Raw genomic sequence first — 12,952 nt, forward strand, 5'->3', positions numbered from 1 at the left:
TAACAAATTGAGAATTATGTCACTATTTGTAATTTATATTATAGCAACCAAGTTTTCTTCTTTTTTAAGTGTTTCAAAATTTTCTTCAAATTGATTTGATGTATTTTTTGCACCACCTGCCTTTAGAGCCTTATCACCAGCGAAAAATGTCTTATGATCATCGCCAAGGTCAGACCCAGCCATTCTCTGGTGTTTTACACAAGACACACCCTTACGAATTTCCTGGCGTTGTACATTTTTAACATACGCTAACATGCCTTCAGTACCAAAATATCCTTGAGATAAATCATTCATATGCAATGCGGTTGTATGGTATGTTGGCAAGGTGATTAAGTGATGGAATATTCCGGCTTCTTGAGCACCATCCAACTGAAAAGTTCTGATTTTCTCATCTGCTCTTAAACTTAACTCGGTATTATCATATTTCGAATTCATTAAATTTTCACGATCATACATAGAAACATCTTCACCAGCTAAAAGCATGGCATCATAAGCCTGATGTCTAAAATTAAGGGTCCAGTTAAATGAGGGTGAATTATTGTAAACCAACTTGGCATCTGGAACTACCTGTTTAACTCGATTCATCATAAGAGCAATTTGATGAACATCAGGAGTTGGAGTTTCAATCCATAAAAGGTCTGCCCCGTTTTGAAGACTGGTAATACAATCCAGTACCACTCTATCAATATTAGTGCCTTCACTAAATTTATAGAGCCCGTTTGCTAGGCGTTTCGGGCGCATTAATTTCCCATTGCGCTTTATAAGGACATCGTCTTCCTTTGCCTCATTGATCGTAATTTCTTCTGCATCTACAAATGCTAAATACTGTGAGGCCAAGTCACCAGGTTCTTTACTAACTGGTAATTTTTGGGTTAAACCTGCACCTTCAGAGTCTGTTCTGGCTACAATAATACCATTGGTCACTCCTAGCTCTAAAAAAGCATAACGTACAGCATTAAGCTTAGCTATAAAATCTTCATGAGGTACTGTTACTTTACCATCCTGATGGCCACATTGCTTCGCATCAGATACCTGATTTTCAATTTGAATCGCGCAAGCACCTGCAAGGATCATTTTTTTGGCGAGTAAATATGTTGCCTCTTCATTTCCAAAACCGGCATCAATATCGGCTATGATCGGCACTACGTGTGTTTGAAAATTATCAATTTGGTCTTGTACATTTTCACCATTTTCTTGTCGTCTAAACAAATCATTAAGCTCAATTGCATCTGCTTGTCTCAAGAAATCATATATCTCAGCTATAAGGGCTGGAACAGCTGTTTTTTCATGCATGGATTGATCTGGAAGTGGCCCAAATTCTGAGCGCAGTGCAGCAACCATCCATCCAGACAAGTATAGATAGCGTTTTTCTGTTGTTTGATGGTGCTTTTTAACTGCAATCATTTTTTGTTGTGCCACAAATCCATGCCAGCAACCAAGAGATTGGGTATACTTGGAATTATCTAGATCATACTCAGCCATATCTTTACGCATAATATCAGCCGTATACTTGGCTATTTCCAGGCCTGTACTAAAACGATTTTGAAGCATCATTCGGGCAGCATTCTGCGGAGTAATAGCATTCCATGCTGGCCCGTACTTGGCTTTTAAGTTTTTTACAGCTTCGTAAGCTGATTGGTAGTCGTTGGATGATAAATTTTTCATAGTTTTGAATTGATTTTATGTAATTAAGTCCCGCATAGAATGTTGCCGCATTCGCGGGATTTTTTTATAGATTCTCGTAACCAGGCAAGGTTAAAAACTCCTCAAATTTCTCTTGAATTACCAGATTCCTAAAAAGACTAATAGCCATAGGAAACTTAGTTTTTTCTATTTTGTGTTCTCCTACTTCGGTTATTATCTTTTCTACTTCATCGTAGAATATAGTTTCAAAAAGAGCTAAATTAAATTCTCTTCCATCTGCCAAAGTCACTTTTTTATGTAACCATTGCCATACCTGTGTTCTGGAAATTTCAGCCGTTGCCGCATCTTCCATTAAATTATATAAGGCCACTGCGCCAAAACCTCGTAACCAAGCTTCTATATATAAGATACCAACGTTAATATTTTTACGTATACCAGTTTCAGTTACAGTACCCTTTGGAATTTCAACTAAGTCTTGTTCAGTAACAGAAACATCTTCACGCTTCTTAAAAATTTGATTTGGTGTTGGCATGTATTTATCAAATTCTGATATTGCCACCTCTACCAAGGCTGGATGAGCTACCCATGTGCCGTCGTGACCATTTTTAGCCTCGCGCTCTTTATCTAAACGCACCTTTTCCAGGGCCTCTGTATTAGCTTTGGGATTGTTTCTTATTGGAATCTGAGCTGCCATACCACCCATAGCATGAATACCACGTTTATGGCAACGTTGAATAACGTAATTAGAATAGGCAGCCATAAATGGAGTTGTCATAGTCACCTGATCCCTGTCTGGCACCACAAAATCCTTATGGTTTCTAAACTTCTTTATGTATGAGAAAATGTAATCCCATCTCCCACAATTCAGCCCAACAATGTGATCTTTAAGCTCATATATTAATTCATCTAACTGAAAACTAGCCGTAATTGTTTCAATTAATAGAGTCGCTTTAAAGGTGCCTTTATTGACGTTTAGATATTCTTGAGCAAACTCAAAAACATCATTCCACCAACGCGCTTCTAAATAGTGCTCGAGTTTTGGCAAATAAAAGTATGGAGCTGTTCCTTTTTCTAATAAGGCATGAGTATTGTGAAAGACATATAAGCCAAAGTCCACTAAACTCCCAGACATCTCCTGCCCGTCAATTTTTAAGTGCTTTTCATTTAGGTGTAATCCTCTAGGACGTACCAATAGAACTGCTGTATCCTCATTTAAGGTATAGACCTTACCGCGACCTGAATCCTCAAGGCGAATAGTTCCTAAATTGGCCTCTAAAAGATTTAGTTGTCCCTTCATACAATTGTCAAAACTTGGGGCATTAGAATCTTCAAAGTCAGCCATAAAAGTTTTAGCACCTGAGTTCAATGCATTAATTACCATTTTTCTATCAACTGGTCCGGTGATTTCAACACGTCTGTCCCTTAAATCTTCTGGTATGGAAGCTGCCACCCAATCACCCTGTCTTATAGACTGAGTTTCTTTTGGAAAAATCGGATAATTACCAGCATCAAAATAAGCTTGTTCTGCCTCTCTTAAACTCAATAACTCGACACGTCTTGCATTAAATTTTTGATGCATGTCAATTAAAAAGGAAAGTGCTTCCTCTGTTAAAATTCTTGAATAAGCTTTTGTTGGCACATCTTTAATTCTATGATCTTCTCGAGTTGTTTGTAAGGTTTCCATGGCTATGATTGTTTTATGACAACAATATTACAAAATATTTTATATAATTAGCGAACGTTCGCTAATTATTTTTATTCGCCAAATATTAACCTTAAACTTTTAGTGTATATTTGCTAGTAATGGAACAAGACTATATTAAAATTATTTTTGGGTTAAAGCTCAAGCAAATCCGTACAGAACGGGACTTATCCCTATTCGGACTTTCGAAATTGACAGGATTATCAAAATCCTATCTCAATGAAATTGAAAAAGGAAAAAAATATCCAAAACCTGACAAAATTAATTTGCTATCCGAGCACTTAGATGTCTCCTACGACGAATTGGTATCCTTAAAGCTTGATAAAAATCTCGCACCTATTGGAGAGATACTACAGTCTAAAGTTTTAAAAGACATACCTCTAGAGCTTTTTGGTGTACAGGAAAGCACACTTATAGATATTATATCCAATGCCCCTGCAAAGGTTACAGCCTTTATTAGTACTATTATTGAAATTGCAAGGCACTATAATTTCAGTAGAGAAAGTTTTTATTTAGCTGCTGTACGTTCATTTCAAGAAGCCAATCTCAATTATTTCGAAGATTTAGAAAAGGCTGTTGTTTCTTTTAGTAAGAAGTATCAGGTACCCCTAACGCGCTCTATTAGTTCTAAAGAACTTGAAGATGTATTAGTAGAAGAATACGGCTATATCGTTAACAATGATGAGCTAAAAGCCCACACCGAACTTGAAAATCTTCGATCTGTATTTGTGCCTGAAACTAAGACACTTCTTTTATCTACCAACATAGATGAGGCCCAACGTTGCTTTATTTATGCTAAGGAAATTGCCTATAACTTTTTAGATTTAAAAGAACGCCTTTATACATTTTCATGGATTGCTTTCGAAAGTTTTGATGAAGTATTAAACAACTTTTACGCTTCCTATTTTGCTGGGGCTTTAGTACTTCCACGTCAGGAATTCACTAAAGAATTAAAATCAATATTTGAACAAAAAACATTTAAAAAGCAACCTTTTTACAACTTAATCCGCTCTTTCAACGCTTCCCCAGAATCCTTCTATCAGCGACTTACTAATATTCTTCCCAGAGATTTTAAGTTAAAGCAATTGTTTTTCCTGAGGTTTTCGCATTTAAAAGTTACAAATCACTACCATTTAAATAAAGAATTGCACTTATCCAGGCAGCAATCCCCTCATGGAAACGAAACTGACGAGCATTATTGCAGAAAATGGATCTCCTTAAAAGTCCTTGATCGTATTGAATCTAACCAATCTGATCATGAATTTGAGATTCAAATATCGCATTACCCAAACGATGAGCGTTATTATCTAGTCATGGCATCCGCTACTCAAGATCCTTTTAAACCTGATTTTTATCGCAGTATTTCAGTTGGAATTCCAATCGATGCTGCCCTAAAAAGAAGAATTTCATTTCTTGACGATCCCAATATATCTTCAGAAACTGTTGGAGTCACTTGTGAGCGTTGCCCAATAACAGATTGTAGGGTGCGTCAAGCACCAGCTAGCATACTTACAAAAGAGCTTAAGGACTTGAAAATATCCAAGGTAGTAACAGAAATACAGGAAAAATATTCCAAACCTAATTAATAATGATGCTCCTGTAGCTTCCTATAACTAATTTCAGAGAAATCAGATATTATAGCGTCCGCCAGTTCATAGTCTTGCCCGGTTGAATGCAAACTTTTATAGGCAAAACAAAATATTCCAGCAGCATTTGCTGCTTTTATTCCATTTGTTGAATCCTCAATGACAAAGCATTCTGAATTGTCAAAACCAGAGGCCAACGCTGACTTTTCAAAAATAGCTGGATGCGGCTTGGATTTGAGTAAATCTGCACCACTAAACTTATGAGTAAAGAATTGGTCGAGATCAAATCGCTTAAAAATTCGATCAATATTCCCCATGGAAGCAGAAGAAGCCACAATCAACATCATCCCATTGTTATAATAATCTTGAATACGTTCAAACACTCCATCTATTAAGGTTAGAGCCTTACTATTATTAAAGAGATCGATAAAATGATCTCGCTTGATTCTTACCAATTGATCAGGCATCATCATTAAATTGAAATGATCTACCAAACGCTTGCAGATATTTAAGGTGGACTGTCCTGTAAACGATTCATACAGCTCTGCAGACACATCAATGCCAACTTCTTTAAACATCAAATGGTAGGCCTGGTAATGCAATGGCTCCGTGTCCACAATTACCCCATCCATATCAAAAATTGCTACTTTATACATTCCTTCTGAAAGCTGCAAAAGTAGACATGTTCTTAAACATTACCGAAAAAAAAGCCCAGACCTTCATAATAAAAGCCTGGACTTCAAACCTAAGTTTGATTAAAGTACGTTTTCCATAATCTCTTCAACTACTTCAGGATTAAGTAAGGTACTTGTATCCCCTAAGTTGGAAGTATCATTGGACGCTATTTTTCGTAAAATCCTCCTCATAATTTTTCCAGATCGTGTTTTCGGGAGGCCAGGTGTAAATTGAATTTTATCCAACTTGGCAATAGGCCCTATACGCTCGGTAATCAATTGGTTGATCTCTTTTCTAACATTGTTATGATCCCTTCCCTCACCTGTATCTTTCAGAGTAATATAGCCATATAAAGCACTACCCTTGATATCATGTGGGAAGCCAACAATAGCACTTTCAGCCACAGCTGGGTGTTCATTAATGGCATCTTCAATTGGAGCGGTACCTAGATTATGACCAGAGACAATGATAACATCATCGACCCGACCAGTAATTCTGTAGTAACCCACTTCATCTCTTAAAGCACCATCACCTGTGAAATATTTATTAGTAAAGGCTGAGAAATAGGTATCCTTATATCGCTGATGATTACCCCAAATCGTGCGGGCTATAGAGGGCCAAGGAAACTTAATACACAATCGTCCACTTACCTGATTCCCTTTAATTTCCTGACCATTTTCATCCATAAGTGATGGTTGAATCCCAATAAATGGCAATGTGGCATAAGTTGGCTTTGTAGGAGTTGAAAACGGTATTGGTGTTATCATAATACCGCCAGTTTCGGTTTGCCACCAGGTGTCAACTATTGGACTACGTTTCTTTCCAACATTGTCATTATACCAGTGCCAGGCTTCCTCATTAATAGGCTCACCTACTGAACCTAAAACTTTTAATGAAGAAAGATCATATTTATCCACTAATTCAGTACCGTGTTTAGCCAAAGCCCTGATGGCGGTTGGTGCCGTATAGAATTGATTCACTTGATGCTTTTGAATGATTTCCCAGAATCTTCCGAAATCTGGATAACTAGGCACTCCCTCAAACATTAAAGTTGTAGCACCGTTTAATAAAGGTCCATATACAATATAACTATGACCAGTAATCCACCCAATATCAGCAGTACACCAGTATACATCATCCTGTTTGTATTGAAATACATTCTTAAACGTATATGCCGTATAGACCATATAACCAGCTGTTGTATGCAGCATACCCTTTGGCATACCAGTGGATCCAGAGGTGTAAAGAATAAACAAGGGGTCTTCAGCTTCCATGATTTCAGGAGCACAGTCACTACTTGACTGGTCTAACAAAGGCTGCAACCATCGATCTCTTCCTTCAACCATTATAATTTCGGAATTGATGCGCTTTGCAACTAATACCGTTTCAACACGTGGGCAATCCGTTAAAGCTTCATCAACAATTCCTTTAAGATCAATAGTTTTCGATCCCCGATATGATCCATCAGACGTTAATACCAATTTAGCATCACAATCATTAATTCTAGTAGATAGCGCTGCTGAGGAGAACCCTGCAAACACTACTGAATGTACTGCGCCAATACGAGCACAGGCAAGTACCGAAATCGCTAATTCAGGTATCATTGGCAAATAAATGCAAACCCGATCTCCTTTTCCAATACCATTTTGTTTCAGAACATTAGCAAACTTACACACACGTTCGTGTAGTTCTTTATAACTAATATGTTCTGCGGGATCCCTAGGATCGTTAGGTTCAAATAGTATAGCCGTTTTATCACCTTTAGTCCTCAAGTGCCGGTCCAGACAATTTTCAGTAATATTAAGTTGTGCTCCTTCAAACCATTTGATTTCAGGTTTCGTAAAATCCCAACTCAAGACCTGATCCCATTTCTTTCTCCATGCAAAATGTTCTTCCGCAATTTCTTCCCAAAACATTTCGGGATTTCTAACAGACTTTCGATAGACTTGAAAGTATTCTTCAAAATGTTTTATATGGTAGTTACTCATGATCTTGTTCTTTTTTGAGTTTAATAAAATAATCTTTTGAAGCAGCTATCACTTTAGGCGCCAATATGATAGTGACAGTCATGGTAGGAATCGCCATAAGCGCAAAAACTCCATCAATTAGATTGATCATCATATCCAGGGTTGTGGTAGCCCCAATAAGAATACTCGCAATGTAGAAATAGTGATATACTTTCTTGTTATGCGCACCAAATAAATAAGACATACATTTAGTACCGTAATACGAGTAAGAAAACAAGGAACTAATACTAAATACCGAGATACATAGTAACAAACCATACTTCCCAAAAATTGGCATAGCGTCCTCAAATGCGGTTGCCGTTAAACTTACACCATTAGCATCACTTGTCTGCCAAACTCCAGTTACTAAAATCGCCAGTGCGGTCAGCGTACAAACAATAAGTGTGTCAATCGCAGGTCCGAGCATAGCTACTAAGCCTTCTCTCACTGGTTCATCAGTTTTAGCAGCTCCATGAGCCATGGGCGCCGTGCCAATTCCCGCCTCATTCGAAAATGCACCACGCTTTATACCGTGAAGGATTAATGCCCCTAAAACCCCACCAAGAAACGGCTTGTCCTCAGGGAAATACGCTGCCGTGAACGCATCTGTTATAATCAACTTAAAATAATACCCCAATACGTCGACATTGCTAATAAGGATTACAGCTACTAGAACAAAGTAAAGTATCACCATACTGGGAACTAGTCTCGAGGCTACTGAACCAATCCTTTTAATCCCTCCAAAAATAACTACAGCAGTAAGCACCACTAATACCGAACCAATAACAAGATTTGAAAACAAGCTAATCTCTACCCCATTAGGTTTTAACATGATATCATTGATTGCCTGAGTAAGTTGATTAACATTAAAAACGGGCAGCGCACCTATGAGACCACAGAAACTAAAAAACACTGCTAATGGCTTCCATTGTTTGCCCAAGCCTTCGGTAATAAAATACATAGGGCCGCCTTGAATTTTACCTTCAGAGTCTTTACCACGGTACAGAATAGCTAAGGTGGAGGTAAAATACTTAGTAGACATACCAATAACCGCACTCACCCACATCCAAAATACAGCACCTGGACCACCAACAGCGATAGCCACAGCAACTCCTGAAATATTCCCCATGCCAACGGTTGCTGATAAAGCGGTTGTTAAAGCTTGAAAATGTGTAATTTGCCCAGGGTCATTGGGATCATCATATTTTCCACGTAAGACTTGTACGGCATGCCCTAAATAACGAAATGGCAAAAACCTTGATCTAATGATTAAATATAATCCACCACCTATCAGGATAATTAAAAGTGGTAACCCCCAAGCTAAGCCTGAAAATGCCCTTAACAACTGGTCTAATTCTCTCATTAGGCTAAAAATATGAAAAGCGTTTTTAACTCAATTACAGATAGAATAAAATGCATCGCATTATTGGAGTTTATGTGTAATTTTAAGGTTCAAGCTAATGACAAATAAATTTCCACCGAAAATACATTCTCAATTATGAAATCAGTTAATTATTTTATAACACTCTGTTACTTATTTGGCTCAATACTTCTTAGTGCACAAGACAAGACAGAACCAAATTTTGAAGATATTTTATCCCTTGAATCTGTCAGTAATGCTCAAATGTCACCAAATGGACAGTATGTGGTTTATCTAGTGCAATCCACCGACTGGGAGAACAATCGGTACGACAGAGAACTCTGGATATCAAACGGTAGCGAACCCCCATTTCAATTGACTAATACCGCAAAAGGAAGTAGTGGTTCTCCCCAATGGTCACCAGACTCTAAATGGATAGGTTTTACAGCAGACAGAAATGACAAGAATCAATTATATGTCATTCGACCAAACGGCGGTGAAGCTATTCAAGTAACCCATTCTAAGCAGGGTATAAGTGCATTTAGATGGTCTCCAGATGGTAATACCATCGCCTTTATTGAAACCAAAGAAAATAAAAGAGCAAAAGAGCAAGAAGAGCTCTATGGAGGATTTGCTGAGGATGATAAGGATTACAGAACTAATCAATTGTGGACCATGAATTTTAATGCAGCAGTTCTTAGTAAAAACATGACTCCTGAGCAGCTTAAAGATTCTAGCTATCAGGCTTCCATAAAACCAAAACTGCATCTGGAAGAGTCTGATTTATATATTAATTCTGTGTTATGGTCACCAGATGGCAGTAAAATTGCCATTGAGCATCAACCTAACTCCATTATCACATCCTTTTTTAATGCCGATATATCCATTTATAACCTTGAAGATGAGACATTAACTACATTAGTTGATAATCCTAGTTATGATGGGCTTGTGGATTGGTCTCCCGATGGAAGTTCCATCTTATTTGAAAGTAATGTTGATGATACGGATAGTAACTTTTACCTCAATTCTCGATATTTTATTATTTCAACAAACACAAAAGAATCAAAGGAAGTCGCGACTAATTTTGATGAAAACATCAATAATTTGAGGTGGCATGGAAAGGGCATTTTTGGATTAGCTTTTAAAAAAACAAAACGATCCATGGTTGAATTGAATCCGGACAATGGTGAGGTTACATTTATTTCCATGCCAAATGAAAGGATCTACAATGTAAGTTTTGGAAAAGATCAAATCGCCTATACTGCTGCTAATGATGATAGTTTGACTGAAGTCTTTAGATCTAATTTTCAATTTGATAACAGCATTCAGATCACTAGAACTTCATCACAAATTAAAAACTGGTTAGTGGCCCAAAGTGACGTCGTATCCTGGAAAAGTAAAGATGGTGCTATTATTGAAGGTATTCTTCACAAACCACAAAACTACGATCCTAACAAAAAATATCCTCTAATGGTGGTTATCCATGGGGGGCCAACTGGCATATCCACCCCTGGCCCTACTCCATCTTATGTCTACCCTATTGTTCAATGGTTAAACAAAGGCGCCCTAGTGTTAAGACCAAATTACAGAGGATCTGCAGGTTATGGAGAAAAATTTAGATCTTTAAATGTCAAAAATCTAGGTGTTGGTGATGCTTGGGATGTTATTTCAGGTGTTGAACATTTGACGAAAGAAGGTCTTATTGATAAGAATAAGGTAGCGTCAATGGGATGGAGTCAAGGCGGCTATATTTCGGCATTTTTAACTACCAACTCCAATGTATTTCAAGCCATTTCTGTTGGTGCGGGAATTTCTAATTGGATGACCTACTATGTTAATACTGACATTCACCCATTTACACGGCAATATTTAAAAAGTACCCCATGGTCGGATGAAGAAATGTACCGTAGAACCTCGCCCATGACAAACATTACTAAGGCCAGTACACCTACCTTAATTCAACATGGAGAGTTTGATCGACGCGTGCCAGTCGCGAATGCTTATGAACTTTATCAAGGTCTTCAGGATAACAAGGTACCTTCTAAATTAATTATTTATAAAGGCTTTGGTCATGGTATCACTAAACCTAAAGAAAGGCTAGCGGCTACCTGGCATAATTGGCAATGGATCAATAAATACATCTGGAATGAAGAGATTCAATTACCAATGGATTAAGGATTACAAGTCTATTGTTTCAACGGTTTTAATAGACTAATTTCGTTTTAAATTGCTATGACATAAGATGGATAACCAATCATATCAGTCCAATGAACTCATTGATCGACTTCCTAAACACCTAAAACAGTTTATCAAACCTCAAAATTATGAGGACTATTCTCCAATAAATCAAGCAGTATGGCGCTATGTCATGCGAAAGAATGTAGATTACTTATCTCAGGTAGCACATGAATCTTACCTAGATGGGCTCAAGCGTACTGGAATTGATTTGGAGAGCATTCCTAGTATGTACGGCATGAATCGTATTTTAAAGGAAATAGGCTGGGCGGCGGTTGCTGTAGACGGGTTTATTCCACCTAATGCTTTTATGGAGTTTCAAGCATACAAGATACTTGTGATAGCATCAGATATCAGGCAATTAGAAAATATTGAATATACTCCTGCCCCTGACATCATTCATGAATCAGCTGGTCACGCACCAATTATAGCCAATCCCGACTATGCTGAATACTTAAGACGCTTTGGTGAAATTGGGTCCAAAGCTATTTTGAGTAAGTATGATATTGATTTGTACGAAGCGGTTAGAAAGCTATCTATATTAAAAGAAGCCGAAGGCATTTCTGAAGAAGAAATTAAGGAAGCTGAAGAAGTTGTTAATCAACTTCAAAATCAAAAAGTAGAACCATCTGAAATGGCCCAAATACGAAACCTTCATTGGTGGAGTGTTGAATATGGGTTAATAGGTAGTTTGGAAAACCCTAAGCTTTTTGGTGCGGGACTGTTATCGTCCATCGGCGAAAGCACCTCATGCATGAAACCATCCGTTGCGAAATTGCCTTACTCCATAGAAACCGCCTTAAAGGACTTTGATATTACCAAGCCTCAGCCACAACTTTATGTGACTCCAGATTTCTCGTATTTGATGCAGGTACTTGAAGAATTTGCCAACGGTATGAGCTTACGGAAAGGTGGAAGCCGAGGACTGAATAAATTAATAGATTCACACAGAGTCGGTACTATTGAATTAAGCACTGGGCTGCAAATATCAGGACTTTTTACACGATCTATCCTTAATGAGGATAATGACGTTATTTTTTTTAAGACTGAAGGACCATCTGCACTTGCTTTTAAAGACAAAGAACTCATTGGACACGGGACTTCAACTTATCCAAATGGATTCTGCTCACCACTTGGAAAATTAAAAAATATTAATCTCGCTATAGAGGACATGGGACCTGTAGATTTAAAAGCTTATAATTTCTACGACGGTAAATGGTTGTCTTTTGAGTTTGAAAGCGGAATTAAGGTAGAAGGCTTGAACATTACAGGAATAAGAAATATCAATGGGAAATTGATGTTGATCAAGTTATCTAATTGTACTGTTTCATATCAACAAGAAATTCTATTTTCCCCACAAGATGGAGACTTTGATATGGTTGTTGGCAAGCACATCATCTCAGCATATGCAGGAGCTGCAGACCCCAATTCATTCCCTAACTTATATGGCATTTCAGAGACAAAAACCATTCAACCCAATAAATCAAATACCGGGGTGGAATTGGAAGTACTTTACCAAAGAGTTAGGGATTATAGAAATTCGAAATCTCCTGTTATTGAAGAATTAAAATCAATTTTCGACGCCAGCAAAACTTATAACAATGAATGGCTTTTAATACTAGAACTATACGAGCTGTCAAAAGATTTGAGCATTGGATCCGAATTATTAAAACTCCTGGAGCAATATAAAATCTCGCATCCTGAAAAAGCACATTTAATAGATGATGGTCTCGCTATGATTTGA

At 37.6% G+C, this 12,952-nt stretch carries 8 protein-coding genes; 3 read left to right on the forward strand and 5 right to left on the reverse strand.

The features are described 5' to 3' along the window. Positions 1-33: 33 nt before the first annotated feature. Both DN064_RS11920 and aceB read right to left on the reverse strand, forming a co-directional pair. Entirely contained in the window at positions 34-1,665 is a 1,632-nt protein-coding gene (locus DN064_RS11920; protein WP_115462887.1) for an isocitrate lyase, read from the reverse strand. A gap of 64 nt (positions 1,666-1,729) precedes the next feature. Next, a complete protein-coding gene (aceB, locus tag DN064_RS11925) occupies positions 1,730-3,328 on the reverse strand; it encodes a malate synthase A (protein ID WP_115462888.1) in 1,599 nt (532 codons plus the stop codon). A 119-nt stretch (positions 3,329-3,447) separates the two neighbouring features. Here aceB and DN064_RS11930 point away from each other — a divergent pair, with 119 nt between their 5' ends. Next, a complete protein-coding gene (locus DN064_RS11930; RefSeq protein WP_115462889.1) occupies positions 3,448-4,932 on the forward strand; it encodes a helix-turn-helix domain-containing protein in 1,485 nt (494 codons plus the stop codon). Here the strand turns inward: DN064_RS11930 and DN064_RS11935 are convergent. The 3 genes from DN064_RS11935 to DN064_RS11945 form a co-directional block, all read right to left on the reverse strand. Then, positions 4,929-5,606 carry an HAD family hydrolase gene (locus DN064_RS11935; protein WP_394347483.1) on the reverse strand — a complete coding sequence of 226 codons (678 nt, stop codon included), beginning with the start codon at positions 5,604-5,606 and terminating at the stop codon, positions 4,929-4,931. The two genes, DN064_RS11930 and DN064_RS11935, sit on opposite strands and share 4 nt — an antisense overlap. 81 nt (positions 5,607-5,687) lie before the next feature. Next, complete coding sequence (gene acs, locus DN064_RS11940; RefSeq protein WP_115462891.1) at positions 5,688-7,595, reverse strand: acetate--CoA ligase; 1,908 nt, start codon at positions 7,593-7,595, stop codon at positions 5,688-5,690. After that, on the reverse strand, positions 7,588-8,976 hold the full coding sequence (locus tag DN064_RS11945; RefSeq protein WP_115462892.1) for an alanine/glycine:cation symporter family protein: 1,389 nt from the start codon (positions 8,974-8,976) through the stop codon (positions 7,588-7,590). Before DN064_RS11945 ends, acs begins: the two co-directional genes overlap by 8 nt. Before the next feature lie 135 nt (positions 8,977-9,111). Here DN064_RS11945 and DN064_RS11950 point away from each other — a divergent pair, with 135 nt between their 5' ends. Further along, positions 9,112-11,148, forward strand: coding sequence for a S9 family peptidase (locus DN064_RS11950; protein WP_115462893.1), 2,037 nt, complete (start codon positions 9,112-9,114; stop codon positions 11,146-11,148). A 67-nt stretch (positions 11,149-11,215) separates the two neighbouring features. Then, on the forward strand, positions 11,216-12,952 hold the full coding sequence (locus tag DN064_RS11955) for an aromatic amino acid hydroxylase (RefSeq protein WP_115462894.1): 1,737 nt from the start codon (positions 11,216-11,218) through the stop codon (positions 12,950-12,952).

Origin of the sequence: Winogradskyella aurantiaca, assembly GCF_003362725.1 — a bacterium.
Lineage (GTDB): Bacteria > Bacteroidota > Bacteroidia > Flavobacteriales > Flavobacteriaceae > Winogradskyella_A > Winogradskyella_A aurantiaca.